At 66.4% G+C, this 25,255-nt stretch carries 26 protein-coding genes; 11 read left to right on the top strand and 15 right to left on the bottom strand.

What is annotated here, in order from left to right; genetic code table 11:
- Positions 1-9: 9 nt before the first annotated feature.
- Positions 10-684: a response regulator transcription factor gene (locus OG203_RS35590; RefSeq protein WP_405161589.1), complete on the bottom strand. Its 675-nt coding sequence runs from the start codon at positions 682-684 to the stop codon at positions 10-12.
- Between the two features lie 105 nt (positions 685-789).
- Between OG203_RS35590 and OG203_RS35585 the strand changes: the two genes are divergently transcribed.
- Positions 790-1,653 (top strand): phosphatase PAP2 family protein, encoded by an 864-nt coding sequence (locus OG203_RS35585; protein WP_405161588.1) that lies wholly within the window; start codon positions 790-792, stop codon positions 1,651-1,653.
- Complete coding sequence (locus OG203_RS35580; RefSeq protein WP_405161587.1) at positions 1,634-3,037, top strand: ATP-binding protein; 1,404 nt, start codon at positions 1,634-1,636, stop codon at positions 3,035-3,037. Before OG203_RS35585 ends, OG203_RS35580 begins: the two co-directional genes overlap by 20 nt.
- Positions 3,038-3,041: 4 nt before the next feature.
- Here the strand turns inward: OG203_RS35580 and OG203_RS35575 are convergent, their stop codons facing one another.
- From OG203_RS35575 to OG203_RS35565, 3 genes are read right to left on the bottom strand one after another with little or no spacing between them, the layout of a single operon-like run.
- The gene (locus OG203_RS35575) at positions 3,042-4,052 is read right to left on the bottom strand and encodes a hypothetical protein (RefSeq protein ID WP_405161586.1); all 1,011 of its coding nucleotides are present in this window, start codon (positions 4,050-4,052) and stop codon (positions 3,042-3,044) included.
- Positions 4,039-5,496: a hypothetical protein gene (locus tag OG203_RS35570; protein WP_405161585.1), complete on the bottom strand. Its 1,458-nt coding sequence runs from the start codon at positions 5,494-5,496 to the stop codon at positions 4,039-4,041. Before OG203_RS35570 ends, OG203_RS35575 begins: the two co-directional genes overlap by 14 nt.
- Positions 5,493-5,816 carry a hypothetical protein gene (locus OG203_RS35565; RefSeq protein ID WP_405161584.1) on the bottom strand — a complete coding sequence of 108 codons (324 nt, stop codon included), beginning with the start codon at positions 5,814-5,816 and terminating at the stop codon, positions 5,493-5,495. The genes OG203_RS35570 and OG203_RS35565 overlap by 4 nt, the downstream gene beginning before the upstream one ends.
- A 215-nt stretch (positions 5,817-6,031) precedes the next feature.
- On the opposite strand from OG203_RS35565, the gene OG203_RS35560 reads away from it, so the two are divergent.
- The 3 genes from OG203_RS35560 to OG203_RS35550 are packed head-to-tail and all read left to right on the top strand — an operon-like array spanning position 6,032 to position 8,697.
- Entirely contained in the window at positions 6,032-6,886 is an 855-nt protein-coding gene (locus OG203_RS35560; protein ID WP_405161583.1) for an ABC transporter permease, read from the top strand.
- On the top strand, positions 6,879-7,706 hold the full coding sequence (locus OG203_RS35555; protein ID WP_405161582.1) for an ABC transporter permease: 828 nt from the start codon (positions 6,879-6,881) through the stop codon (positions 7,704-7,706). Before OG203_RS35560 ends, OG203_RS35555 begins: the two co-directional genes overlap by 8 nt.
- Position 7,707: 1 nt before the next feature.
- Positions 7,708-8,697 (top strand): ATP-binding cassette domain-containing protein, encoded by a 990-nt coding sequence (locus tag OG203_RS35550; RefSeq protein WP_405161581.1) that lies wholly within the window; start codon positions 7,708-7,710, stop codon positions 8,695-8,697.
- A 32-nt stretch (positions 8,698-8,729) separates the two neighbouring features.
- Here OG203_RS35550 and OG203_RS35545 read toward each other — a convergent pair whose 3' ends face one another.
- Both OG203_RS35545 and OG203_RS35540 read right to left on the bottom strand, forming a co-directional pair.
- Positions 8,730-9,434: a DUF4389 domain-containing protein gene (locus tag OG203_RS35545; RefSeq protein ID WP_405161580.1), complete on the bottom strand. Its 705-nt coding sequence runs from the start codon at positions 9,432-9,434 to the stop codon at positions 8,730-8,732.
- A 266-nt stretch (positions 9,435-9,700) separates the two neighbouring features.
- Positions 9,701-11,758, bottom strand: coding sequence for a CocE/NonD family hydrolase (locus OG203_RS35540; protein WP_405161579.1), 2,058 nt, complete (start codon positions 11,756-11,758; stop codon positions 9,701-9,703).
- 129 nt (positions 11,759-11,887) lie between these two features.
- Here OG203_RS35540 and OG203_RS35535 point away from each other — a divergent pair, with 129 nt between their 5' ends.
- Positions 11,888-12,550 (top strand): TetR/AcrR family transcriptional regulator, encoded by a 663-nt coding sequence (locus OG203_RS35535; RefSeq protein WP_405161578.1) that lies wholly within the window; start codon positions 11,888-11,890, stop codon positions 12,548-12,550.
- On the opposite strand, the gene OG203_RS35530 is transcribed toward OG203_RS35535, so the two are convergent.
- Positions 12,547-12,873, bottom strand: a complete 327-nt coding sequence (locus OG203_RS35530) for a hypothetical protein (RefSeq protein ID WP_405161577.1) — start codon at positions 12,871-12,873, stop codon at positions 12,547-12,549. The genes OG203_RS35535 and OG203_RS35530 overlap by 4 nt on opposite strands.
- 390 nt (positions 12,874-13,263) lie before the next feature.
- Between OG203_RS35530 and OG203_RS35525 the strand changes: the two genes are divergently transcribed.
- Positions 13,264-13,797, top strand: a complete 534-nt coding sequence (locus OG203_RS35525; RefSeq protein WP_405161576.1) for a DUF4254 domain-containing protein — start codon at positions 13,264-13,266, stop codon at positions 13,795-13,797.
- Here OG203_RS35525 and OG203_RS35520 read toward each other — a convergent pair whose 3' ends face one another.
- Genes OG203_RS35520 through OG203_RS35510 form a run of 3 tightly spaced genes read right to left on the bottom strand, consistent with a single transcriptional unit; the run spans position 13,798 to position 16,400 of the window.
- A complete protein-coding gene (locus OG203_RS35520) occupies positions 13,798-14,115 on the bottom strand; it encodes a hypothetical protein (RefSeq protein WP_405161575.1) in 318 nt (105 codons plus the stop codon).
- Positions 14,116-15,264, bottom strand: a complete 1,149-nt coding sequence (locus tag OG203_RS35515) for a fatty acid desaturase family protein (protein ID WP_405161574.1) — start codon at positions 15,262-15,264, stop codon at positions 14,116-14,118.
- Between the two features lie 20 nt (positions 15,265-15,284).
- Complete coding sequence (locus tag OG203_RS35510) at positions 15,285-16,400, bottom strand: ferredoxin reductase (RefSeq protein ID WP_405161573.1); 1,116 nt, start codon at positions 16,398-16,400, stop codon at positions 15,285-15,287.
- 207 nt (positions 16,401-16,607) lie between these two features.
- Between OG203_RS35510 and OG203_RS35505 the strand changes: the two genes are divergently transcribed.
- Complete coding sequence (locus OG203_RS35505; RefSeq protein ID WP_405161572.1) at positions 16,608-17,228, top strand: TetR family transcriptional regulator; 621 nt, start codon at positions 16,608-16,610, stop codon at positions 17,226-17,228.
- Between the two features lie 4 nt (positions 17,229-17,232).
- On the opposite strand, the gene OG203_RS35500 is transcribed toward OG203_RS35505, so the two are convergent.
- A complete protein-coding gene (locus OG203_RS35500) occupies positions 17,233-17,991 on the bottom strand; it encodes an SDR family NAD(P)-dependent oxidoreductase (RefSeq protein ID WP_405161571.1) in 759 nt (252 codons plus the stop codon).
- 136 nt (positions 17,992-18,127) lie between these two features.
- On the opposite strand from OG203_RS35500, the gene OG203_RS35495 reads away from it, so the two are divergent.
- Positions 18,128-18,793 carry a CPBP family intramembrane glutamic endopeptidase gene (locus OG203_RS35495; protein WP_405161570.1) on the top strand — a complete coding sequence of 222 codons (666 nt, stop codon included), beginning with the start codon at positions 18,128-18,130 and terminating at the stop codon, positions 18,791-18,793.
- A gap of 48 nt (positions 18,794-18,841) precedes the next feature.
- Here OG203_RS35495 and OG203_RS35490 read toward each other — a convergent pair whose 3' ends face one another.
- Together OG203_RS35490 and OG203_RS35485 are read right to left on the bottom strand one after the other, a co-directional pair.
- A complete protein-coding gene (locus OG203_RS35490) occupies positions 18,842-19,858 on the bottom strand; it encodes an alpha/beta hydrolase (protein ID WP_405161569.1) in 1,017 nt (338 codons plus the stop codon).
- Positions 19,859-20,006: 148 nt separating this feature from the next.
- The gene (locus tag OG203_RS35485; protein ID WP_405161568.1) at positions 20,007-21,248 is read right to left on the bottom strand and encodes an oxygenase MpaB family protein; all 1,242 of its coding nucleotides are present in this window, start codon (positions 21,246-21,248) and stop codon (positions 20,007-20,009) included.
- A gap of 389 nt (positions 21,249-21,637) precedes the next feature.
- Here OG203_RS35485 and OG203_RS35480 point away from each other — a divergent pair, with 389 nt between their 5' ends.
- A complete protein-coding gene (locus OG203_RS35480; protein ID WP_405161567.1) occupies positions 21,638-22,069 on the top strand; it encodes a pyridoxamine 5'-phosphate oxidase family protein in 432 nt (143 codons plus the stop codon).
- Positions 22,070-22,120: 51 nt separating this feature from the next.
- On the opposite strand, the gene OG203_RS35475 is transcribed toward OG203_RS35480, so the two are convergent.
- The gene (locus OG203_RS35475) at positions 22,121-24,151 is read right to left on the bottom strand and encodes an FAD-dependent oxidoreductase (RefSeq protein ID WP_405161566.1); all 2,031 of its coding nucleotides are present in this window, start codon (positions 24,149-24,151) and stop codon (positions 22,121-22,123) included.
- Between the two features lie 24 nt (positions 24,152-24,175).
- Positions 24,176-24,733 (bottom strand): PadR family transcriptional regulator, encoded by a 558-nt coding sequence (locus OG203_RS35470; protein ID WP_405161565.1) that lies wholly within the window; start codon positions 24,731-24,733, stop codon positions 24,176-24,178.
- 110 nt (positions 24,734-24,843) lie between these two features.
- Between OG203_RS35470 and OG203_RS35465 the strand changes: the two genes are divergently transcribed.
- Positions 24,844-25,167: a muconolactone Delta-isomerase family protein gene (locus OG203_RS35465; RefSeq protein ID WP_405161564.1), complete on the top strand. Its 324-nt coding sequence runs from the start codon at positions 24,844-24,846 to the stop codon at positions 25,165-25,167.
- Positions 25,168-25,255: the final 88 nt, after the last annotated feature.

Genomic DNA, 25,255 nt, shown 5'->3' with positions numbered 1-25,255 from the left:
GCCGGACCATTACTTCACGTCGAGCAGGCGGTAGCCGACGCCGCGGATAGTTTCGATGCTGGCCAGGCCGAACGGGGTGTCGATCTTTCGGCGCAGATATCCGACGTAGACCTCGACCACGTTGTCGGAGCCGTCGTAGTTGCTGTCCCATACCGAGCGCAGGATGTCGAATTTGGTGACCACGTCGCCTTTGTGGCGCATCAGGAATTCGAGCACGCCGTATTCGCGTGGGGTCAGCGAGAGCACCTCGCCCGCGCGGGCGACGCGTCGTCGCGCCGGATCCAGCGACAGGCTGCCCGCGGTGAGCACCACGGGACGTTCCGGGGCACCGCGGCGTACCAGCGCGCGCAGCCGGGCGACGAGGACGACGAAGGAGAAGGGTTTGGTCAGATAGTCGTCGGCGCCCAGGTCGAAGGCGTCGGCCTGGTCGTATTCGCCGTCTTTGGCCGAGAGCATCAGCACCGGGGTCCACACCTGGCGCTCGCGCAGTTCCCGCACGATCTGATAGCCGTGCTTGCCCGGCAACATGATGTCGAGGACGAGGACGTCGAAGTCGCCGGTGGCGGCGCGTTCCAAGCCATCGAATCCGTCGTGCGCGAGTTCGACGACAAAGCCCTCGGCGGCGAGCCCGCGGCGCAGCGTCTCGGCCAATCGGATCTCATCGTCGACCACCAGCACGCGCACGGCCCACCATTCCTTTCCCGAGTCGATTCCATTACAGCTCACCCGGGTTCGTGGCCGGTCGAGGCTCTCAGCGTTTCCACAGCGCCGCGCGCGCAGAGTGGGGCGATGTCCGCCATCCTCGAGTTCATCGAACGTGCCGTCACCGAGGTTCGCACCGAGGCAACGACCGCGGAGATCGCGCTGTGCGTCGGCGTCGTCGCGCTCGCCGTGATCGTTGCCTCGGTGATCGCCGATCGGGTGCGGCCGCCCGATAGTCCCGCGCGTACGGCGCTTCGGCGCGCGGTGCGCGGGCTCGCGGTCGTCGCGGTGTTCGTCGAACTGAGTGTGCATGTGGCGAAATCCGGCTGGCTGACCGGCGCGGACGTTGCCGTGCTCGACTGGTTCGTCGGCCATCGGTCGCCGGGCTTGACCGCCATCGCGCGCGCCGTCACCTCGGTGGGCAGCCCCGCGGGTGTCGCGATCATCGGTGTGCTGCTGGCGGGGTTCCTCGGCTGGCGGCGGCGCAGCGTGCTGCCGACGGTGCTGATTCTCGGCATCGTCGTGGTCGCGGCGGCGGCGAGCACGATCACCAAGCTCGTGGTCGGCCGTGCGCGACCTGCCCCGATGTATCAGCTGATGACCGAAACCGACCTCTCGTATCCGTCCGGTCATGTCACCGGGACCGCAGCACTCGCGGGTGCGGTGCTGCTGGTGTATCTCGGTGCGAAACCGACCGTCCTGCGCGGCACGGCCGCCGCGCTGCTGGCCACCGTTGTGGTGCTGGTTGTCGCGCTGACCCGCCTGTATCTCGGGGTGCACTGGCTCACCGATGTTGTCGGCGGCAGCCTCCTCGGGAGCGCGGTGGTGCTGCTCGGCGCCGCCGTTCAGCCCTACCTGCGATCGAGGTCGCCGCGCCGACCCGTGGCGGGACCGGCGATCGCCGCAGCACCCTCGTGCCAGAGTGAGCAGAGTGAGTACTCGCGGCTCTGACCCAGCGACGCGCCGATTCGCCGACGCCATCGCGGCTCTCGCCCACCCCACCCGGTGGGGTCTGCGCGTGCGGTCCGCGCTCATCGTCGCGGTCGTCGTCGCCGCTGGACTCGCCATCGCCGCCTTGTCACTGACCTACGTGCTGTACCGCTCTCTGCTCAACGCCTCCGACGACACCGCCGCCGAGCGAATCCGCCAGGTGAGCAGTCAACTCACCATCAACACTCCGGCCGACATCGACCGCAGCGCGCTGGCCACCGACAACCGCGTCTCGATTGTGCAGATCATCGACGCGACCGACCATGTCGTGCAGAGCTCCGACGACGACCCGGCCGAGCCGATCACCGAGGTTCGCCCGCAACCGGGTGCCGTTGCCAAGGATCTGCCATCGACGACCGAGGATGCCAGGGTGAGCGCGGCCACCGTCGACGGCCGCGGCGGCCGGTACACGATCGTGGTCGCCACCGATCAAGAGGAAGTCGAACGCACCATCAAACTGGTCGCCGCTCTCGTCGCGTTGGCCGCGCCGTTCATCGTCGTGCTCGCGGCGCTGGCCACCTATGCACTGGTCGGCCGCTCGCTGCGCTCGGTCGACCACATCCGCACCCGGGTCGACGCGATCACCAGCGCCGATCTCTCCGACCGTGTCCCGGTGCCGCCGCAAAACGACGAAATCGCCGCGCTCGCACGCACTATGAACGACATGCTCGCCCGCGTCGAGGCCGGCCACAACGCCCAGCGCCGCTTCATCAGCGACGCATCGCACGAACTGCGCAGCCCACTGACCACCATCACCACCGCCCTCGAACTCGGCCGCGCCCGACCCGACACCCTCGACGCCGCGCTCCTGGACGACACGCTGCTCCCCGAAGCCGAGCGCATGCGCCACCTCATCGACGACCTGCTGCTGCTCGCCCGCGCCGACGAGAACGCGCTCGCCCATCGCCGCACCGATATCGACCTCGACGACATCCTCACCGCGGAGGTCGAACGCACCCGCGCGACAACGGAACTCACCGTCGGCTGCCGCGTCGAACCCACCAGGATCACCGGCGACCCCACCCAGATCTCCCGCGCGATCCGCAACCTGCTCGACAACGCCACCCGCTACGCCGCGACCACCATCGCGGTCAGGCTGCGCCACGAAGGCGACCGCGCGCACATCGAGATCGCCGACGACGGACCCGGTATCGCCCCGCAGGACCGCGAACGCGTCTTCGACCGCTTCTACCGACCACAACACGATCGCGGCCGTGGCACCGGCGGTTTCGGCCTCGGCCTCGCCATCGTCGCCGAGATCATCACCGCCCACGGCGGCACGGTCCGCATCGAGCAGAACACCCCGACCGGCGCGCTCGTCCGCATCGACCTTCCCCGCGACTGAGGTCTCAGGCGGAGGCGATGGCGGTGATGAGGGTTTGGGTCGAGATGGTGCGGGTGGTGATGAGCTGGGTGAAGGTCTTTGGTTGTTCGCCCGGGTATTGCTGGGTGAGTTTGACTTCCCAGTGCGCGAGGCCGTCGTCGCCGTCCCTGGACGGGGCGATCTGGACGCAGTAGCGGGTGCCGACGGGGATCTGGTTGATGCCGCGCTGGATCTGTTCGGCGGGCGAGACGATGGCGTTGTCGGCGACCACCGCGCGGGCCCGGTAGCCGGAACGTTCCACGTAGTAGGCGTATTCGAAGGCGAGGATGGCGTCGGGGCCGTTGGCGGTGCCGCCGGGGTCGGTGCCGGAGACCGCGTCGGGGGTGCGCTTCTGTTCGCAGCCCTGGGTCGCGATGGCCGCGGGTTGCGCGGGCACGGTTGTCGTCGGCGCCGACGAGGCTCCGGCGGAACTCGGTGCGGTGGCGCGCGCGGTGGCCGTTGCGGTCGCCGCGACCTGCGGCGTGCGTTTGCCGAACCCGTGCACGACGGTGAGCAGGATCGAGACGACCGCGATCGCGACACCGAGCACGATCAGTACGGCCAGTACCTTGTTGCCGCGCTGCGGATCACGCCGCCGGGTGGGGTGGCGCAGCGGAACCCCGGGGTGGATGCCGGATCGATTGATGATCGAGGGCGCCGGGTTGACGTCCTGGTCGTACCCTTCGGTGTCGAACTCGCCGGAGCGGACCCGGCGCTCCGGCTCGACCGGCGCGTCCGGCGGCGGGTCGGCCGCGAGTGGCGGGTCGAGCCATTGTTCCCAGTCCCCGGTCCGCCGCGGCCGATCCGCGTGCTCCGGGGCCGGTGGCTCGTACACGGCTACCTCCGGATCTCTGCGACGCACCGGCGCGCGGCGACCGGACTGGCGCCGCCGCTTCTTGGCCTTGCCGGTGGGTGTGCGCAGCATGGGCAGACCCGTGTCGAACGGGTTACCCTGCCCCTCTTGATGATTCGGAGAATTCGGATCAGAGGGTGTCATCGTCGTAGTCGCCGAGGACTGGGGTCACCGCGACGGCGGCGGTCGGCACGGTGACACCGAGCTGACCGTCCTTGGGCTTGTGCTCCTGATCGTCCGCGCGCGGCGGCGGTGGCATCGCGACGCCGCCGCCGGTCCCCGGATGGCTCTGCTGATCCGGGCTGGCGGACTTCGACGGCGTGTCCGAGGGATTCGGCGCGTCCGGCGCGGGTGCGGGGGCCGGCTTGGACACCGGTGGTGCCGGTGCGTCCACCGGGGCCGTCGGCGCTGACCCGTTGTTCTGCGCGGGCGGAATCACCGTGCCGGGACCGGTCGGCTGCGAAGGAGTGGATGGCCGCACGCCCGTACCGAAGTCGAACATCTTCGACGAGGTACCGGAGTTCGAAGTGCCGTTCGTCTGGTCGGCGGTGGTGCTGCCGGGATTGATCGCCTGGGTAATGGCCGTATCCGCACCGGCCGACACGGTGTCGATGGCGTGCGTGCCGACCTCGGCGACCTTGTCGACGATATGCGTGCCGACACCGGCGATCTGGTCGATGATGTTGGTGCCGATATCGACGCCCGCGTTGATGGCGGCGGTACCGACCTGCACGCCCGCGGAGATGAGCTGTTGCTGCAGCTGGAGTTGGGCGGCCAGGGCCGGGTCCACCGGCTGCCCGTTCGCGCCGACACTGGGGATCGTGGTGCCGTACTGGCTCGGGGTCGTTGTACCCGGATCGTATTGGCTCGGGGTCGTTGTGCCCGAATTGTATTGGCTCGGGGTCGTGCCGCCGAGATCGAATTGGCTTGTGCTATCGGGGATGAACTGGCCCGAGGTCGGCTGCGCGGCGGTGACACCGGACGGCTGGGTGACCGTGAGCGGTCCCATCTGGTCCAGTCGCCTGCTGTGGTCGTCCATCTCGGTCTGCGCGGTGTTCACCGTGGTGAGCGCGTCGCGCAAGGCCTGGCTGGCCCGCGCGATCACCGCGTCGGTGTCCGGGGCCGCGGTGGCGTTGCCGAGGATCTGGCGCGCGTCGCGGCGGAAGTCGGCGATGATCTGGTCCACCGACTGCGCGGCGCGGGCGCTGGTGGCGTGCGCGTCGCCGAGCACGCTGAGGTAAGCCGGTCCCCGGTCGGAGATTTCGCCGATCTCGGTCTGCGTGGTGCGCAGCGCGGGCACCGCGGCGTCGGCGCCGCGGGAGGTCCAGGTCGACTCCAGCGCGTGCAGGCCGTCGCGATGCGGACCCTCCACATCAGCGGCCTGGGTGGACGAGGCGGAGAGTGCGTTGGTCGCGGTCTGGTTCGGGACACCGACGCCGCTGCCGAGGGTGGACCGCAGCTGCAGCAGCGGACGGACCAGCGCGGCGACGATCGGCGGATCGACGTTGGGGTCGGAGTAGGTGGTCGGCGCGACGGTGTCGGTGCGGGCCGGGGCGGGTCGCCTGCGTAGTCCGGAAAGGCTTCTCATGTCAGCGTCTCCCCTATCCGGGTGATCGCGCCCGCGGTGTCGGCGTCGACATCCTGCATGCCCGCGCTGTAGTCGCGCAGGATCTGACCGTAGGTGCCGACGAGTTGTCCTGCCGTGGACAGCGCTTGGGCGTGTTCGCCGACCGCCGTGGTGAATCGCGCCGCGAAATCGGCGCCGATCAGGCCAAGATCGGTGACCAGCTGGTCTTGATTCACCGCTCCGGAGGCGACCGCCGCCGCCGAGGCGAGTTGTTGGGAGACCGCGTCCGCGATCGCGGTGTAAGCGGCCACCGCCGCCGGATCCAGCTTCAGCGTGTCCACCGTTCCCCTCCCGGGTTCCCAGTCTTTCGCTACCGCGACATGATTCGATGACAAGCCTACTGCGCGACCTGGACACCCTGTGTCCGATCCTCGCGACTGAGTATGGCAACCAACGGGCCCGCTGTCATGCGCTAGCCCTCGTGGTGTAGCACTTTTCCAAAAACTGCCGGAAGGGCTTCCGTGCGCCCTTCGGCAGGTATTAGGCTCGACTCTTTGTGCGCGAAAGAGCAGAAGGGGACGGACAGCTCGTCGCGACAAGGCATCCGCGGCGCGCGTTCGCGGTATACGCACACCTCGTGCGCGCGGGTTTTCGACGACAGTCGCAGTACAAGCTGGCCATGTTCGCGGGGTTGTTCACCAACTGCGTCTTCGGCTTCGTGCGCGCGGCGGTGATGCTGGCCGCGGTCAGGGCGACGAGCGACTTCGGCGGCTACACCGAGGGTTCCATCGGCGCGTATGTGTGGCTTTCGCAGGGCCTGCTCGGCGCCTTGCAATTCATGGGCCCACCACTGGATCTGTCCGATCGGGTCAAGAACGGTGACATCGCGATCGACTTCCTGCGCCCGGTCGATGTCCAATTCGGTTACCTCGCCGGTGATCTCGGGCGCGCCGCGTGCACCATCCTGCCGCGCGGGGTGCCGAGCGTGCTGATCGGTGTGCTCAGCTTCGGGCTCGTCATGCCGAACACTCCCCTGCCGTATCTGCTCGGCGCGCTGAGTGTGCTGCTCGCCGTCGCCATTTCGTTCCTCTGTCTGTTCGCCGTCGCGCTGATCGGATTCTGGGTGGTTGAGACCCGCGGCTTCCGGGTGCTGTATCAGGTCACCGGCACGTTCCTGGCCGGACTGTTTGTGCCAGTGCACATGTTTCCCGGCTGGTTGCGCGCCATCGCGCAGGCGACGCCGTTCCCCTCGATCCTGCAATCGCCCATCGATGTGCTGTCCGGCCGGATCACCGGGATGGCGGCGGTGAGCGTGGTTGCCGTCCAGGTGTTCTGGGTGTTGGTGATCGGCGGCGTCGGCCGGGTACTGCTCGCGGCCGGGCGGCGCAAACTGGAGGTGCAGGGTGGCTGAGCCGAGCACCGCGCGGGCCGGGACCTGGTTCACCCCGTACGCGGCGGTGCTTCGCTCGCGGATCCGCGCCCAGCAGGCCTACCGGTTGTCCTTCGTCAGCGAGGTTTTCAGCGCGTTCCTGATCGGCCTCGTCGAATTCGCCGAGGTGTGGGTGATCTTCCACAACGTGCGGGTGCTCGGCGGCCTCGATCTGAACGCCGCCCTGCTGCTGTTCGGGTTCGGACAGTCGACCTTCGCGCTGGCCCAGGTGCTGTTCGGCCATCTCGACTCGCTGCCGACGCTGATTCGGATGGGCCAGCTCGACGCCTATCACCTGCGCCCACAGCCGCTGCTGCTGCAACTCATCACCAGCGACATCTCGCTGCGGCGCTTCGCCCGCGCCGCCGTCGCGATCGTGGTGCTCGGTCTCGGGTTCCTGCGCAACGACATCGACTGGACGCCGGCCGGCGCCGGCTTGGTACTGCTCACGCTGCTCAGCGGAATCGCCCTGTTCGGCGGCGTTTTCGTGTGCGCGGCCGGACTACAGTTCTATCTGATCGACGGCGCCGAGCTCACCAACAGCTTCACCTACGGCGGCTCGTTCGCCGCGGTACAACCCGCCACCGTCTTTCCGGCACCGCTGAAGCTGCTGTTCGGCTTCGCCATCCCGGTGTGCTTCACCGCCTATCTACCCACCATCGCGCTGCTGCGGCTACCGGGACCGGCATTGCTGCCCGCGTGGCTGGCCTGGCTTTCCCCGGTTGCGGTGCTGTGGGTGTGGCTGCTCGCATTGTGTTTCTGGCGGTTCGGTACTCGGCACTATCAGGGAGGCGGCGGATAACGTGGCGATTTCCGGCTCATCGGACGCGATCATCGATATCGAGGATCTGACAAGGCAATTCACCCTGTCCCGCAAGGACGGCCGCCGCTGGCGTCGGCGCCGCGAGACGCTGACCGCCGTGCACCGGATGTCCTTCCGGATCGAGCGCGGCACGGCCGTCGGGTATATCGGTGCCAATGGCGCGGGCAAGTCGACCACCATCAAGATGCTCACCGGCATCCTGGTGCCGACCTCAGGCCGGGTGCGCACCTGCGGGCTCGAACCGGTCCGGCAGCGGCGCGAACTCGCCGCGCGGATCGGGGTGGTGTTCGGGCAGCGCTCCCAGCTCTGGTGGGATCTGCCGCTGCGCGAATCGTTTTCGATTCTCGCGGCCATCCACCGGCTGGAGCCCGACACCGCGCGCAAGCGCAAACACGAGCTGATCGAGCAGTTGGAGATGGCCGATACGCTCGACACTCCGGTGCGCCAGCTCTCGCTCGGCCAGCGCATGCGCGCGGAAGTGGCTGCGGCGCTGCTACATTCACCCGAATTGGTGATCCTCGACGAACCGACCATCGGCCTCGACGTGCTGTCGAAGCAACGCCTGCGCGAATTCCTGCGCGCCGAACGCGCGGACCGAGGCACCACCCTGTTGCTCACCACCCACGATATGGGCGACATCGAAAGGCTTTGCGGCCGTGTGCTCGTGGTGGATCACGGCTGCCTGGTCTATGACGGTTCGCTGACCGGGCTGGCGGCCACGGTTGGCGCGCGCCGCGTCCTCGTCGTCGATCTGGCCGAACCGACACCGGACATCGATGACCTGCCCTGCGCGCAGCTGCTCGGCTCCGAGGCCAGTGGGATGCGGCAGCGGCTGGCCTTCGATCCGGAAAAGACCACGGCCGCACAGTTGCTCGCGGTGGTCTCCGTTCGGGCCGAGGTGCGGGATCTGTCCATCGAGGAGCCTGCGGTCGAGGACGTGGTCCGCCGGATATACGAATCCGCCCGCTGAGTCAGCGGGCGGATTCGGTGATTCGTTGTGGTTCAGCGGTTTTCGGGCTCGCGCGCGCCCTGATCGAGCCGGAACGGCGGGTACTCGTCGCGCATCAGTGAGGCATAGGCCTGCACGCGGATGGTCCACCGGCTGACGCCGACGACGAAGTCGTACACCCCCTTCGGGTATCGCGCCGTGAAGAGCAGCCCGATCACCGCGACCAGCAGCAGGATGCTGATCAGCGGAATGCTGCCCGCGCCGGACCATTCATCGTCGTCGTACATGTAGAGCGTCGTGCCGCCGGTCAGCATCGCGCCGACGATCAGGTAGTGCGGAATGGCGAGCAGCCACCACTTCACCAGCACCAGACCACGATGCAGCCGCTCCGGATAGTCGATCTGGAGATCGGCCGCGTACTCCTCGCTCGACTTCAGGCTGAACGGCGGGTACTTGTCGGTGCCGAGCACCGACAGCGCGTAGAACTCGACTCGCCAAGTCCAGCGCATGACACCGACATTGAAGTCGAACATCGCCCTCGGGTATTTGCCGGTGATCAGAATCGCGAAGAACGCGATCACCGTCAGCACGAAGTAAGCGATGTGCAAAAAGAAGAGCACGATGTAATGCGGAATGGCAAGAAGCCACTTGACCAGCCACATCCACCGCGACAGTGCGGGATCCAGATCTCCACGGACACGAACCGGATTGACCGGATAGGCGAGCTCTGCGGAGTAAGCAGGGTTTTCGGGTTCCATGATCGACGCTCCTTTCGGCTGCTTTCGATCCACGCCACAAACCAGGTGCGGAATATCTGTGATTCTCGCGTATCCGGCGGTCACCGACGCCACGATCGGGTACCGACACGCCAACAAATAGCCGCGCACCGAATCGGCATGTCGCAAACTCCGCCATAATCGCCCCGCGACGGGTTCGACGTCGCCGGAGGGTCTCGCCCCACGCGAGCGCTCCGGCCGATACTCCGGAGCGCCCGTGGCCCGCACCTACTCCGGGCCGTCCACGGTTAACCCAGCGGCTTGCTCAGCGGCACGTTCACAAAGCTCGGCGCCGACGGGTCGAGGACAAGATGTTGCGGCGCAACCGAATTCAGGATGCCGCCGTCGAAGAGCAGCGGCGGCGGCAGGAAGCCGCGCGGGAAGTTGCTCGCGAAGACGTTCACGCGCAACCGATGTCCCGGCTGCAGCACGGCGTCGACCGGGTTGACGGCGACATCCAGGGTGGTCGGCTGGCCGGGCACCAGGGTCTGGCGATCGGCGAGGGTCAGCTTGTAGACCGTGTGCGTGTAGTCGCCGTCGGCGTCCTTGGTGCTCTTGTCCTCGTCCACCGCGCGCAGCGACGCGGCGAGCTGGCCGCTGGCAAGCACCGTCGACTGCCCGTTCGGCGCAACATCATTCACGGTCACCGACCAGTAGCCCTCGATGTTGTCGTACATCGTGTTGAGGTGCACGTTGATCGGGCCGGACAGCATGGTTGGCTCGCCGACCGGCGCACCGGTGAAGGTGAGACCGCCGAGCTCGTGGATGCGGTCGTCCCTGCCGCAGAAGTTGGCCAGGCTGATCACGCCGATGGATTCCACGGCGGCATCACGTGAGCACAGCGAGGTGATCCCGGTGATCGGCGATACCGTCAATTGTGCTGCGGCCTCGGGTGTTTGCGCGGTGAGCGAGCCGTCGTAGACGCTGGTCGCGGTGCCGCTGACGGTGGGCGAGAGGTACATCCGCTGGTATGCCATGTCCGGACGCGGGAACGACGACGTGGTGGTCCAGCCGCCGCCCTGCTGCCACAGCGCGACCGGCCCGTACTGGTCGATGCCGTTGTCGATGCCCTTGAGCCACTTGTCGAACCAGGCCATCTGCAGCACATCTAGGCGCGGCGGCTTGCCGGGATCGCCGAGGCCGGAGCCGGGATTGAAGTGATAGGTGTCGCCCATGATCAGTTTCTTCCGCTCCGGCGGCAGCGGAATATCGGAGAACGAGCGGGCACTCGACGAGGCGAAGATGTCCTGCCACCCGCCGTACACGAAGGACGGCACCCGGATCTTCTCAGGGTGGTTGTCGGTGAACGCATTACGCAGCGGACTACCAGGCAGCAATTGCTGCTTCAACGGCTCAGGTATCGATTGAACGTTGAGCGACAACGCCATCAGGATGTAGTCGAAGAATTCCAGCGGCGTGGCGACCCGATCGAGCAGCCATTGCAGATCCAGGTGGCCGAGCGCGATGCCGACCGGGTCCGGGAAATTCGAGATCAGGTCGACGGCCGCGATATACAGCGGGCCGAACAAGCCGAGCCCACCGCCGGGTAATGCGACATCGGCCAGCGTGTCGGTGCTGCCCTCGACCGGGAAGATCGCCTTGAGCGCCGGTGGATTCTGCTCGGCCGCCTTGAATTGATTGATGCCGGAGTAGGAGATGCCCGACATCCCGATATTGCCGTCCGACCACGACTGCTTGGTGGTCCAGTCCATCAATTCCAGGGTGTCCTGGGTTTCCCTGCTCTGCAAGAACTGCCAGGAACCTTGCGAGTATCCGGTGCCGCGCACGTCGGCCACGATGTAGGTGTAGCCCTGCTGCACCAGCTTGCGGTCCGCGCCGAACGTGCGCGGCGCGCCACCGGCAAGCGCCTTGGTCAGATCGGTGATCGAGTCGAACGGCGTCCCGGCGAAATCGAACCTGTTGACCAACTGGATCAGCGCGTCCGACAGTACGGGAATGTTGAGGGCGATATCCGCGAGCAGCGACACGAATTTCGTGTACGGGGTCAGATTGATGATGGTCGGCAGCGGCTCTTCCACGATCCGCCCCGCCGCGTCGACCGGCCGATAGACGTTGGCCTTCAACACCGTTCCATCGCTCATGGTGATCGGCACGTCGAAGTCGATGTGCACCGGGCCAGGGTACTTCGCCGGGCCGTCGTGCGCGGCGGTCCATTGCCTGGCGAGCTCACCGCCGTCCGGCGCCGACTCCGCGACGGCTGTGCTCGGCACGACCCATAGCGCGGTCATGGCGGTGGCGATCACCAGGATCCCGGCACGACTCAACGCGCGGCGAACTGTCCTCATCGACATCGACCCCTCTTGCTGACCTCTTAGAAACACTCGCGTACCTATGTCGATGTGAGAGTAACGGGGACCACATCGAATGGGCAAGTATGGGGCAGATCACTGTCGGAATGTGTCTATCCTCAGGGGATGGGACTCGAAGCCGGTGTCGACCGCGGCCGCCTACCGCGCGGCACCCACGGCATGGCACCGGAGGCGGTCGCCCATTCGCAACGCATGCGGATGTATCTCGGCGTGCTGGAGGCGGTCGCCGAACGTGGTTATGCCGCAACGACTGTCGGCGATATCGTGGCCCGCGCCAATGTCTCGCGGCGCACCTTCTACGAGCTGTTCCGCGGCAGGGACGACTGCTTCGCCGAGGCCTTCGAGGCCGCGGTCGGGCTGGTGTTGGGCGAACTGGCCACCAGCGTGCAGGCCATGCCACGCGCCGAATGGCGTGCGCTCATCCGCACCACCCTGGACACCTACCTACAGGTCCTGGCCGACAACGGCATCTACGCCCGCGCGCTGCACATCGAATGCCTGGTCGCCGGGCCGATCGTCGCCGAGCAGCGCCGTCAGATGAAAACGCTGCTCGCGCACCGCATGCACGCGGCCTTCCGGATCGGCCGCGCCGAAGACGATATCCCGGCCGACATTCCGGCCGATATCTTCGACGCGCTCATCGGCGCCGTGGACGATCGCATTCGCGATTGCCTGGAAGGCCCTGGCGCGCAGGCACTACCGACCCTCGGTGCACACCTGTACCAGATCACCATGGCACTGTTCGGCGTTCCGGAATGGGACGACTAGCCGGGACCGGCCCCCTGCGCCGAATACAGGCTCACTTCGTTGTCCTCGCTGAGGAACGCGTTGACCAGCATGATTCGTTGCGCCTGGAGTTCGTCGGCGGCGGGCGCCTCGGTGGTGATCGAAATCTGCGGTATCGCGGCCCAGTTCACCACGTAACGCTCGGGTGGTCCGTCATCGTCGGACAGCCTGGCCAGACGGAAGACCGATACGGTCTTGCGGAGGATGAGCGTGCGCACAACCTCTCCGATTCGCTCTGGGTCTTCCAGCGCGAACATGAACCCGAATGTCAGCTCGGGTGATGACACGTAGGCAGGCACGAACATCGAGGCTAGCGGATCGAACGACCGCACGCAGCCGCCGCGCCGAACCGGTTGCCGCCCATGCGCCCACCCGCTCTTGTCGGTAATACCGACGGTGCACTCATGTGACCGATCCGTAACGGATCATAACGATTTACAAGCTGCTTTCAGATTTGTACACCATACTATTGCGCCGATTCGGCAACCAAGCTTTCCTGAAAGAGTCCCGATTTCTCGGGGCGTCTTCCTCATCGCATCGTCGCGGATTTCCCGGTTACTTTGCCGTGCTGGTGGACTGTGGGGGGTGGCGTCCGAGTGCGGGGCTGCGCCGGAGCCGAGGGGTGCCCCTCCCCGAAATCCCCCTCGGCCCTGGCGCATCCAGAATAGGGATCGTTACCGCAGGGGTGTGTGCACATGCCGACCGAATACGCAGGCGTCCGTAACGGGACCGAACAGTTACCACCGCCTGCCGAGCTATTGCGCGCGTTCCGCGAGCCCGACGACCCGAACCGCCACCGGCACAGCGTGCTCAGTGCCGCACGGCAACTCGTCGAATGTCACGAGCGAAGGAACACGGCGGTCGAAGCGGCGCACGCGCCGGACGCCCCCGAGGGGCGGGTCGCGGCGTGCAGCCTGCTGATCGAGGACATCGACGGACGTCGGGCCGAACTGGTCGGGCGCATCGACGCCTGGGTGGCCGACAATGTCGAGCACCGCGGCGGCGCCTCGCTGCATACCGAGACGCTCGGCGCGGTGATCGATCGACTAGCGGCGAAATGGATTGCGGCACAACGAGCTTTACGGAGAACGCCGCAGCAGCGGACGCACCCGGTGCAGGTGGACGGGGAAGCCCACCTGCAGTGGTGCAGGCTCGCCGAACTGACCGACGGATATCGGGATCTGATCACCGACGTCACCGAGCACCGGCGCAGGCTGCCGGTCTGGTGATCAGCGGGTCTCGTCGACTCCCGGCTCGACCACCTCGGCGTCGACGAACGGCGCCTCGGTGGTCACCGTCGGCTTCGGCGCCGGGGGTTCGGGATCGTCGTCGTGCTCGAGATCCACCTCGCGGCGCGCCTGGGCATCACGCCGGGCGGCCGCGGCGGCCTCGTTCATCTCGATCGCGTCGGTGAACCACTCACCGATCTCCTTGGTGACCTCCGCGACGGTGCCCGCGATGATGCCGGCGATATTGCCGACATGCTTGGCACCCGAGGACGTCAATTCTTGAATGAGGTCCTTGTTACTTTCGAATTTCCCGATCATTCACACGCCCACTTCGCTTGCCTTTCGCTGACGCATCACGATAACACCGGGAGATGGGTCGCTCTTGATCAAGCTCGGCGGCAACGCGAGTTTGCAAATCTTCAGCCACACCGAGCCGATCTGCTTGCTGAACGACCCCGTGTTGTACGGCAGTCCGTACTTTTCGCACAATGCGCGGACCTCCGGCGCGATCTCCGGATAGCGCGCGGCCGGGATGTCGGGGAACAGGTGGTGCTCGATCTGGTGCGACAGATTGCCGGACATGATGTGGAACAGCTTGCTTCCGGTGATGTTGGCCGAGCCGAGCATCTGCCGGATGTACCACTCGCCTCGGGTCTCCTCGGCGGTCTCCTCTTCGGTGAACGTCTGTACGCCGGTGGGGAAGTGACCGCAGAAGATGATCGAGTAGGCCCACACGTTGCGGACCAGGTTCGCGGTCACGTTGCCCGCGAGCGTGCTGAGGAACAGCGGGCCGGTCAGCGCCGGGAAGATCAGGTAGTCCTTGAGCGCCTGCCTGCTCGCCTTCTTGACCTGGCCGAGCACGGTGCGCTTGATATCGGTCCAGGATCGCTTGCCGCGCACGACATTCTCGATCTCGAGGTCGTGGGCCATCACGCCCCACTCGAACAGCATCATCAGCGCGAAGGCGTAGAGCGGCTGGCCGAGGCGCAGCGGGTTCCACGACTGGCTCTCGTCCATCCGCAGGATGGAGTAGCCGATGTCGCGGTCCTTGTTGTGGATGTTGGTGAAGGTGTGGTGGATGTAGTTGTGCGAGTGCTTCCACTGGTCCGCCGGGCAGACCGTATCCCATTCGAAGACACGGGAATTCAGGCCTGGCTCACGCATCCAGTCGTACTGGCCGTGCATGACGTTGTGGCCGATCTCCATGTTGTCCAGGATCTTCGACACGCTCAGCGCGGCGACCGCGGCCAGCCAGAACGGCGGCAGGAAGCCGAGGTACATCAGGCCGCGCCCGGCGACCTCGAAACCGCGCTGCGCCTTGATGATCGAGTAGAGGTATTCGCGGTCGCGGTCGCCGAGGTCGGCGACGACCTTGGCGCGCAGTTCGTCGAGCGCCTTGCCGAGTTCTTCGATCTGGTCCGGGCTCAGTACCAGCGGGCCGTCTTCGGTTTCGGTCAGGATTGTCATCAGCTGAATCCTTTGTTTCGTCAGATGTCGATGTCGACGTCGCCAACGGGGGCGTTGATGCAGAGCTGGATGGGCTGATCCGGGTCACTGTCGGTCTCGCCGGTGCGCAGGTTGCGGGTGCAACCGGTGCGGCGAACCGCGGTGCAGGAGAAGCAGATTCCCATCCGGCAGCCGTATTCCGGGGTGAGACCGGCGGATTCGGCCTGCTCGAGCAGGGGCGCGCCGTTGTTGTCCGCGGCGACGCCGCTTGCCGAGAAGCGCACAGTGCCGAATGCCTCGTCGGCGTCGACGGGCGTGAGCGACAGCGTGAATTCCTCGGTGTGCAGCCGATCGTCGAGCTGCTCGGCCTCGTAGATCTTGCGCACCGCGTCCATCAGCGACTGGGGGCCGCAGACGTAGGTGTGCGCGTCGGCGAACCACGGTGCCACCCGCTCCAGCTCGTCGTAGTCGAAGTACCCGCTCGACGTCGCGGGTGCCACGTCGATCCACGGTGCCGTCGCGTCGATCCTGGTGGTGTCGGACCGCCACGGATGACGCAGTTCGATGCGAAAGTTCTTGTGCTGCCGCGCGATAGCGTCGAGTTCCGCGCGGTGCGGAACCACCTCGGGCGACTTCGCGTAATGCAGAAAGACGACCTCGCCCGGGTAGCCCTCGTCGGCCAGGGTGCGCAGCATCGACAGCACCGGCGTGATGCCGCTGCCGCCGCTGATCAGCAGCACCCGATCCGGGCGCAGGTCGGGCAGCCGGAACGCACCGGCGGCCGGTGCCAGGTCGACCACCATGCCCGGCGCGGCGTTGCGCGCGAGGTACTGCGATACCAGGCCGTCTGGGTGCGCTTTGACGGTGAGCTGGATGTGCCTGCCCCGGCCACCCGCCGGATCGATCGGCGAATAGCAGCGGGCGTGGCGGACACCGTTGATCACCACGCCGATCTGGACGTATTGCCCGGCGGCGTGGCCTTTCCATTGACGGGTCGGGCGCAGGGTGAGCGTCACCGAACCGGGGACCGAGCGGTCCACCTTGGTGATCTCGGCGCGCATTTCCCGCGCGGTGAGCGTGGGGCGCACGAGTTCCAGGTATCGATCCAGCGGATGCGGCGTGGTCAGGGTCTGCACCAGGTTGATGAGATCCACCATCTGTTCTCCGTGCCTCGTGTCGGGATGCCTCAGGTCGGGGCTGTTCGACTGGGTGAGGACCCGCGACGTTGCGTTCCAATTTCAGTGCACGTCTGTACACTCAACTAGTGTGACCGATGACCGGGGTCCGGTGTCAACCGGCAAAACATGTGACACGAACAACATCTTGGGATTGGGCGAATGGTGAACGGATGTATGCTCACCGTGATGAGCGAGCAGGCAGCAACCCGAGGCGAGCGCAAGGAGCGCACGCGACAGGCCCTACTGGACGGCACCCTGACGCTGGCCGCCGACCGTGGCTTCGCCGCGCTGAGCCTGCGGGAGATCGCCCGCTCCGCCGGCATCGTGCCGACCGCCTTCTACCGGCACTTCGCCTCGCTGGACGACCTCGGCGCGCAGCTGGTCGACGACGGCATCACCGCGTTGCGCCTCGCGCTGCGCGAGGTGCGCCGCAAACCCGACGCGAGCCTGTCCGACACGGTGCGCTTCGTGTTCGCTCAGGTCGACCCGAAGCGCGAACTGTTCGGCTTCCTGACCAGGGAACGCCACGGCGGGTCTGCCGCGCTGCGCACGTCGATCGCGCTGGAACTCCAACTGATCGTCCGCGAGCTCGTCGCCGACCTCTCCCGTATCGCCGCCCTCGACTCCTGGTCACCGCCGGACCTGGAGATCGCCGCCGACCTACTGGTCGCGACGGTCACCGACGGCATCGCCGCCTACATCTCCGCGCCGACCCGCGAGCAGGACGCCCTCATCGACCGCACCGTGCAGCAGATGCGATTGATCTCGCTTGGCATGGGCGCGTGGTGGCCGCCGAAGGAGCGGTAGTCGGTCAGCGAGCCTCCGGATCGAGTGCGAGCACCGAGCGGCCGCCGTCCACGGGCAATACCGCGCCGTTGACGAAGCTCGCATCCGTCGAAAGCAGATAGGCCACCGCCGCGGCGACCTCGCCGGTCGTCGCCACCCGACCGATCGGGTGCAGCTCCGCCATCTGCCGCTCGACCCGCGCGGCAACCGAAGGATCAAGGCTCGCAAGAAATTCCGCGTAGCGCTCAGTCGCGACAGACCCCGGTGCCACGGCATTCACGCGAATCCCCTTGGGCCCGTACTCAACCGCCAACGCACGAGTCAGTCCCTCGATCGCGGCCTTAGCGGTGCTGTACGGCAGAGCGCCCGGCACCGCACGTTGTGCCTGATGTGAGGTGATATTCACAATCGCACCAGGGGTTTCGGCGTTCAGGAACCGGCGCACCGCGGTGGTACAGCCGACAACCGCCGGAGCCAGATTGGCGGTGATCAGCTCGACGACCCGCTCGGCAGAGTCGGAATGCACTGAGGCATCACGGAATACAGCCGCGTTGTTCACCCACCCCGTCAACGTCCCCGCGTCCTGCGCGAGATCCGCCGCCCGCTCCGCAATTTCCTCGGACGAAGCATTCCCGACCACCGAAATCACCCGGCTACCAGCCCATTCGAGCGCCTCGACATCCCGCTCGACGGCAACAACGATGTTCCCCACGCCGAGCAACCGCTCCACGATCCCCCGCCCAATCCCCCGCCCGCCACCGGTCACCACGTACGAAAGTGCCATACACCCGATGCTAGACAACCGGGCCCGAAGCAGGCGCCGAGATGCGGTGCCTTCTCGGCAGCGAGCGGGCTACCCGAAGATCATCCGGTCGGCGCTCACCGAGCGGCGGACCGTTGTGCGCACTAGGGTGTGAAACGTGCGGATTCAGCGGTGGCGGCGCGTGTATCTGACCGCGGAGTACGCGGCACTGTTCTTCGGTGGCGCAACGGTTTACAACCGATATCTGCGTGGCACCAGTCCGATTCCGGCGCTGGTGGCGTCGGCGGCGCTCGCGACGAGTTATCTGCGGCGATCACCCGATTTCGATCGGGCAGCACTGTGGCGGCCGCAGGCGTTTCCCGCGCAAACACGATCGATGGCGACGCTGGCCGGCTCTAGTGCGCTCGCACTCACCGCGGCGGTGGCGCTGCTCCGACGGAAGAACCTCTTCGATCTGCCGCGCGGCAATCCGGCCTTGTGGCTAGCCGTGCTGGTGCTGTATCCGCTGGTGAGTGTGTACCCGCAGGAGTTGATCTTCCGGTCGTTCCTGTTCCACCGGTACGCGCCTGCCTTCGGTGACGGCACCGGGATAGTGGTCGCGAGCGCGGCCGCGTTCGCTTATGTGCACATCGTGTTCGGCAGTTGGATCTCGGTGGTGTTGAGCGCGCTCGGTGGCGCGATCTTCGCGGTCCGGTATCAGCAGACGCAGTCGTTGTTCACCGCGTCCGTAGAGCACTCGGTCTACGGAATCCTGGTATTCACCGTGGGTTTGGGCACGTACTTCTATCACGGCGCGGCCGAGGTACGACCGAAGGACAGCTGAACACCGGGTCGGGCATGGCGACGATGACAAGCCCGAATCGGTCTCAGTTCACTGGCTGCCGATCGACTGCGCCAGGAACGGCCAGGACGTGCGCAGGTCGTCCTCCCAGTAGCCCCACGAATGGGTGCCGACCGGTCGATCGTCGAAGGTCACCGGAATGTTCAACTCGTGCAACCGATTCGCCAGGTTCACCGTGCAGTAGTGGATGGCCGCTTCGATCGGCCCGCCGAAGGCGATCTGTACCGGCAGCGGAATCCGGCCCTCCTGCACCCGCCGATCGAACGGGGTGTCGTGCGGTGCCGCCGCGATGCCGCTGCCCGCACTCAGATAGACGGCGGTTCCGCGCAACCGTTCCGCGTTGACCAGGGGATCATTCTCGCGCCACAGCGGTCCGTTGGCCGGACCCCACATGTTCTCGACGCTTTGCCCGCCGCCCCAGTTCTCCACCGTGAGCCGGACGAACTCGTGCCCGATCGGGTCCGATGTCTGCGCGCAGCCGCTATAGGACGCCACACTGTTCCAGAAACCGGGCTTGGCGATGGCGAGGTTCAGCACCGAGGTGCCGCTCATCGAGACGCCGACCAACGTGCGATTGCCGTTGGCCCCAAGGAACCCCTCGATGACCGGCGGCAACTCCTCGTTGAGGAACGTCTGCCACTTGTTGTAGCCGAGCACGGCATCCGGGCGTATCCAGTCCGTGTAGTAGGAGTTGGCGCCGCCGAACGGGGTCACGACATTGATGTCTTTGTCGCGCAAGAAGCTCACGGCATCGGTCTGCACGTCCCATCCGCTGTCGTTCGGGCCGCCGCCGGAGCCGTTGAGCAAGTACATCGTCGGCCGCGGCGTCGCCCGGTCCGCGGCGCGGATGACCTGCACCATGATCGGCCGGTTCATCGCGGGTGAGAAGACCATGACGTTCTGTTGCCGGTCGTTCACGTCCTGCACCGAAACGACGCCGGGCGCCGCGGACGCGGTACTCGCCGCGCTGACCATGCTTGCCGCGGCAAGCGCACCGGCTAGTACCCAGCGCAACGTTCCCATCCGTGTCAATCGCCGTGTTCTCATTGTCGAAGGTCCTCTCGCTCGCGTGCGGTCGGCTACTTTCGCCACTGCGCTACCGGACGCGGCGGTAACCGCCGACGTCCAGGAGCCGCATTGCAAGGAGATTCGCGTTGCCACGGTGGGCGGTTTGGTCGAACCGCCGACTATTTTCTCAGCGCGGTGGCTGGCTCATGTCCCGGTTCAGCCGCGGGAGCTCGATACTGATCGGCAGGCGGAGTTCGGCCAGGTAGATCAGCGCTGCCTGCCGGAGGAACTCGTCGAAGAGCCAGTAGGCGTCCGGTGCCAGCGGGACGACCGGGAGCAGGCCCTCGCGGACCGCGATGAACGGTCCCCAACTCACTCGGAGCAGCGGGTCCCAGACCGGTTCCCTTGGGATGGCCAGGCCGTCGGCGATCTTGTCGCCGAGCAGGAAGCGGGTGAACGCGCCGAGCACCGGCTTGCTGAGGACGGTGAGGTCGAGGTTCACGCCGAGCCGAAGCAGCCGGTCGGCCAGCGCGACGCCCTCGGGGGTCGGTGCCAGAATCGGGTCGAGGACCTGTGCCGCTTGGGAATTGGCCTCGGCCCACGAGTTGGGGATGTACTCGTCGCGAACGCCGAGCAGGTGCGCGCACACCTGCCACGAATGCAGGAACGCCTCGGATTCGTTGCCGGGGATGGGCACCTGCCATGCGGTCAGCTGCTTCATGACCGTCGTCGGCAGGCTGTGCCAGGTGACCATGAGGTCGTTCTGGCTGATCGGAACGTCCTCCTGGGCGGAGTGCACCCATTGCGGGGACTGTGGCAGCAGGTGCCGCACCGCGGCGTGCACCAGCCGCGTTTTGACGCACGTCACGATCATCTCGCCGTCGGGGGCATAGGCGTTCGCGGTGCCGATGTCGTAGCCGAGTTTCGCGGTCTTGGAGATGCGGTCCTTCAGGTCTTCACCGCCCTTGGAGTAGTAGACCGCCCGCGCCTCCTTGGGAATGACCGTGCTCATCATGCCGCTGGCCAACCCGTACAGCACGCCGAGATACAGGCCACGTTTCTTGTTGAAGTCGACCGCGGCGGCCAGTTTTCCCTGATCGGTCCACGGGGGCAGCTGGCGGGCGTACTCCATGAAATCCCTTAGCTCCGTTGGCAATTCAGCTGGTAGCGGTTGACCATTTCTGGTCCACGTCCGGAGCAGGTCGTTGACCCTCGGCACTTCGCCACGGTCGAGCAGCCCGGCGACCAGAGGGTCCGCTTCGGCGTCCCACACCGTCAACGGGTCGGCCCCCGACCCGCTTCCCGCCACCGAGCCGTTCGGTGACCATGTCCACGGCTCCGCGCGGGCGGGCGTCACCATCGCGAGTGCGCCGAACGCGCCCAATGCGCCGCCTGCCTTCAATGCGTTGCGCCTGCTGAATCCGCCCATGTCGCTACTCCTCGCCGAGCCATGACGCCATCGCGTTGACGCAGGGTCGGCCGGTAGCGCCGATTCGCGCCTTTCGATGGAAGAATAGTCATTAACTTAGCAAGCTGGCCGATGTGCCGCACCGACTTTGAGGAACTGACTCGAAGTTTCTCTCACTGTCCAATCGCCACCTTGGCCATACGGCGGCGATGAGCCGTTGAACAGGTATTTAGCACACACCATCAAGCTTCGTTGCGACCGGAAGGTGGCGGAGATGCGAGCGCCAAGAGGACACCACACATGCCGAGTCCAACTCATAAGCATCGATAACCATTAGTCACTTCAACGTCCCGCCGGCGGTGCTAGCGGGGTGCGGGAATAGCACCGTCGGCAGGAGTGTTGCAGCCCACATGCCGAGACCCTTCACGGAGACCGAAAGTCAGGAATTCCTCACGGGCAAGCACATCGGTGTGCTGTCGGTGGCGGCGAAGGGCGGCCGCCCGCCGTCGTCCGTCCCTATCTGGTACGACTACACCCCCGGCGGAAACATCCGGATCAATACCGGCGCCGAGCGCCGCAAGGCCAGGCTCATCCGCGAGGCCGGGGTGGTGACCCTCACCGTCCAGCGCGAAGAACTGCCGTACCAGTACGTGATCGTCGAGGGCACCGTCATCGACGCCGCGACGCCCTCGCCGCTGGACGCGCGCGAGGCGATCGCCATCCGCTATCTCGGTCCGGAAGAGGGCCGTGCCTTCGCCGAGCGCATGGACGGCAACACGTCCGTCCTGTTCACCATCCGTCCCGACCGCTGGATCAGCCAGGACTACTCGGACGGCGTCTGACTGCTGACTCGGTGTCGTTGCCCGCCAAGGGATAACGACACCGAGCCGACCTCAGAGGCGAGCGGCCAGGCGGGTGCCCTGATCGATGGCGCGCTTGGCGTCCAGCTCGGCGGCGAGCTCGGCGCCACCGATGAGGTAGAGGTTCATGCCCGCGGCACGCAGCTCGTCCTCGAGATCGCGGACCGATTCCTGGCCAGCGCAGATGATCACGTTGTCGACCGGAATCAGTTGCGGCCGTTGGCGTTTCTCACCGAAACTGATGTGCAGACCGTTGTCGTCGATGCGCTCGTAGTTCACGCCGCCGATGTGATCGACGCCCTTGGCCTTCAGCGCCGCGCGGTGCACCCAGCCGGTGGTCTTGCCGAGGTCCTTGCCGAACGGGGTCGTCTTACGTTGCAGGAGCACGACTTCGCGCGCGGCGGGCGACGGCTTCGGCTTGGCGAGCTGACCGCGAACCTGCTCGTCGTCGGCGGTGACGCCCCACTCTTCCTTCCACTCGTCGAGCTTCAGCGTCGGATGCCCTTCGACGGTGAGGAATTCGCTCACGTCATAGCCGATGCCGCCCGCGCCGATGACCGCGACGCGCTTGCCGACCGGCCGCTCCTCACGAACCAATTCGGCGTAGGACAGCACCATCGGGTGGTCGATGCCGGGGATGTTCGGAATGCGCGGCTTCACGCCGGTGGCGAGCACGACCTCGTCATACCGCGCGTCGATCAGCTCGGCCGCGCTCACCCGCTTGTTCAAATGCACTGTCACGCCGGTGATTTCGAGCATCCGCCGGTAGTAGCGGATCGACTCGTTGAACTCTTCCTTGCCCGGAATGCGGCGGGCGATGTCGAACTGGCCGCCGATCTTGTTGTCGGCCTCGAACAGGTCGACGTGATGGCCGCGCTCGGCCAGATTGACCGCGGCGGACAGCCCGGCCGGACCGGCACCGACCACCGCGACGCGCTTGGTGCGCCTGGTCGGCAGCAGCTTCAGCTCGGTCTCGTGTCCGGCCCGCGGGTTCAGCAGGCAGGACACGGTCTTGTGCTGGAAGGCGTGATCGAGGCATGCCTGGTTGCAGGCGATGCAGGTGTTGATCTCGTCGGCGCGATCCTGCTTGGCCTTGTTCACCCACTCGGGGTCGGTGAGGAACGGGCGGGCCAGCGAAACCAGCTGCGCGTCACCGCGAGTCAGGATCTCCTCGGCGATCTCCGGCATGTTGATCCGGTTGGACGCGCAGACCGGAATGTTCACCTGCTTGGTGATTTTCGCGGTGAACTCGACGAAAGCCGCACGCGGCACCGAGGTAACGATGGTCGGCACCCGTGCCTCGTGCCAGCCGATATCGGTGTTCAGGATGTTCGCGCCCGCGGCTTCGAGTTCCTTTGCCAGCGCGATGATTTCGTCGAACGTCTGGCCCTTCTCGACCAGCTCGGCCATAGACAGCCGGAACACGATGATGAAGTCAGGGCCGACCGCGGCGCGGGTGCGGCGCACGATCTCCACCGCGATCCGGCGCCGGTTCTCCGGCGAGCCACCCCACTTGTCGGTGCGCTTGTTGGTGCGCGGCGCGAGGAACTGGTTGATGAAATAGCCTTCACCGCCCATGATTTCGCAGCCGTCGTACCCGGCGAACTTGGCGAGCTTCGCGCAGCGCGCGTAGTCGTCGATGGTCTGCTCGACGCCCTTGGCCGAGAGCTTGCGCGGCCGGAACGGGTTGATCGGCGCCTTGATCGAGGACGCGGAGACGCTGCCTGGCATGTAGGAATAGCGCCCGGCGTGCAGGATCTGGATGGCGATCTTGCCGCCCTCGTTGTGCACCGCCTTGGTGATCGCCCGGTGCCGGTAGGCCTCGGACTTGTTGGTCAGCTTGGCGCCGAACGGCAGCAGCCAACCGGTGCGGTTGGGCGCGTAGCCGCCGGTGATGATCAGACCGACACCGCCGCGGGCACGTTCGGCGAAGTAGGCGGCCAGCTTGTTGGTGTCCCAGGCGCGGTCCTCCAGGCCGGTGTGCATCGACCCCATCACCACGCGATTGCGCAAGGTGGTGAAGCCGAGATCAAGAGGCTCAAAAAGATGGGGGAAGGAGCTCATCGACGAGTCTCACCTTTCTCCGGTTCAATCCGCGCGCGGGGCTGTCGCACGCGGGTGCAGGGCGTTCAGAACTTCGTCGCACCATTCGACGAACCCCGCCTCCACGCGGACACCCGCGCGCAGGACGAGGTACTGGTGCAGAGCGGTACCGGAGAGCTGATCCGGTGCCGGAAAGTCGCGTTTCTCGATGAGGCGATACACCTCGAGGCGTTGGGAGTGTTCGTCGCGGTGGCGGGCGACCTCGGTGCGCAGCGCGCCGATATCGCCGTAGGCGGCGGCGCGGATCTTGACCGCGAGTTCGTTGCGCGGGGTGCCGGTGTCGGAGGGCTCGGCGATCCAGCGGGCCAGCTCGGCGCGGCCCGCGTCACTCACCGCGTACACCTTCTTGTCCGGTCTGCCCTCCTGGGTCACCGACTCACTGTTGAGCCAGCCGGATTCCTCCATACGCTTGAGCACGCGGTAGATCTGCTGATGCGTCGCGCTCCAGAAGTACCCGATGGACTTGTCGAAGCGACGTGCCAGCTCATACCCCGAACCGGCCCGCTCGGTCAGCGATACCAGCAACGCGTGCTCGAGAGCCATCCGGCAAGAATAACCGTGACACCCAGTACTATGCAACTGAGTGCATAAGGTTGGCTTAGGCCCGCGTGCCGGGTATTGCCGACGGACGTTGTGCGGCGCACGATAAGACGGTGTCGGACGCACGCGGCGAACGGAGCACCATCATGCGGGAATTCCTCGTCGAAATCACCACGACGATCCCGGACGGGACGGATCAGGCCGAGGTCGCGCAACGTCGTGCCGCCGAGGCGGTCCGCGCGAAGGAACTCGCCGCCACCGGCCACCTGTTCCGGCTGTGGCGCCCGGTCGGGGAAAAACGCAGCATCGGCGTCTGGCGCGCGGACGATGAAGCCGACCTGCGGGCCAATGTCCTTGGCACACTGCCGCTGCACGGTTGGATGAGCTTCATCATCACCGCGCTCGAACCGCACCCGAACGACCCAGGTACCAGCTGACCCTGCGCGACCGCGCCTCGGACGTGTGCCCACATGTTTATCGGCCACCCGAAGTCGGCTCCGCCGGATAGGCTGCGCGGCAATGAGC

The sequence above is a fragment of the Nocardia sp. NBC_01499 genome (assembly GCF_045040275.1).
Taxonomy (GTDB): Bacteria; Actinomycetota; Actinomycetes; order Mycobacteriales; family Mycobacteriaceae; genus Nocardia.
This window is presented reverse-complemented; position numbering and strand designations above follow the sequence as displayed.

Bases quoted from the DNA above. Each gene is read 5' to 3' on its own strand.
- OG203_RS35585 (WP_405161588.1), top strand. From the start codon at position 790: ATGTCCGCCATCCTCGAGTTCATCGAACGTGCCGTCACCGAGGTTCGC.
- OG203_RS35575 (WP_405161586.1), bottom strand. From the start codon at position 4,052: ATGACACCCTCTGATCCGAATTCTCCGAATCATCAAGAGGGGCAGGGT.
- OG203_RS35570 (WP_405161585.1), bottom strand. From the start codon at position 5,496: ATGAGAAGCCTTTCCGGACTACGCAGGCGACCCGCCCCGGCCCGCACC.
- OG203_RS35545 (WP_405161580.1), bottom strand. From the start codon at position 9,434: ATGGAACCCGAAAACCCTGCTTACTCCGCAGAGCTCGCCTATCCGGTC.
- OG203_RS35540 (WP_405161579.1), bottom strand. From the start codon at position 11,758: ATGAGGACAGTTCGCCGCGCGTTGAGTCGTGCCGGGATCCTGGTGATC.
- OG203_RS35535 (WP_405161578.1), top strand. From the start codon at position 11,888: ATGGGACTCGAAGCCGGTGTCGACCGCGGCCGCCTACCGCGCGGCACC.
- OG203_RS35530 (WP_405161577.1), bottom strand. From the start codon at position 12,873: ATGTTCGTGCCTGCCTACGTGTCATCACCCGAGCTGACATTCGGGTTC.
- OG203_RS35525 (WP_405161576.1), top strand. From the start codon at position 13,264: ATGCCGACCGAATACGCAGGCGTCCGTAACGGGACCGAACAGTTACCA.
- OG203_RS35520 (WP_405161575.1), bottom strand. From the start codon at position 14,115: ATGATCGGGAAATTCGAAAGTAACAAGGACCTCATTCAAGAATTGACG.
- OG203_RS35515 (WP_405161574.1), bottom strand. From the start codon at position 15,264: ATGACAATCCTGACCGAAACCGAAGACGGCCCGCTGGTACTGAGCCCG.
- OG203_RS35510 (WP_405161573.1), bottom strand. From the start codon at position 16,400: ATGGTGGATCTCATCAACCTGGTGCAGACCCTGACCACGCCGCATCCG.
- OG203_RS35505 (WP_405161572.1), top strand. From the start codon at position 16,608: ATGAGCGAGCAGGCAGCAACCCGAGGCGAGCGCAAGGAGCGCACGCGA.
- OG203_RS35500 (WP_405161571.1), bottom strand. From the start codon at position 17,991: ATGGCACTTTCGTACGTGGTGACCGGTGGCGGGCGGGGGATTGGGCGG.
- OG203_RS35490 (WP_405161569.1), bottom strand. From the start codon at position 19,858: ATGAGAACACGGCGATTGACACGGATGGGAACGTTGCGCTGGGTACTA.
- OG203_RS35485 (WP_405161568.1), bottom strand. From the start codon at position 21,248: ATGGGCGGATTCAGCAGGCGCAACGCATTGAAGGCAGGCGGCGCATTG.
- OG203_RS35480 (WP_405161567.1), top strand. From the start codon at position 21,638: ATGCCGAGACCCTTCACGGAGACCGAAAGTCAGGAATTCCTCACGGGC.
- OG203_RS35475 (WP_405161566.1), bottom strand. From the start codon at position 24,151: ATGAGCTCCTTCCCCCATCTTTTTGAGCCTCTTGATCTCGGCTTCACC.
- OG203_RS35470 (WP_405161565.1), bottom strand. From the start codon at position 24,733: ATGGCTCTCGAGCACGCGTTGCTGGTATCGCTGACCGAGCGGGCCGGT.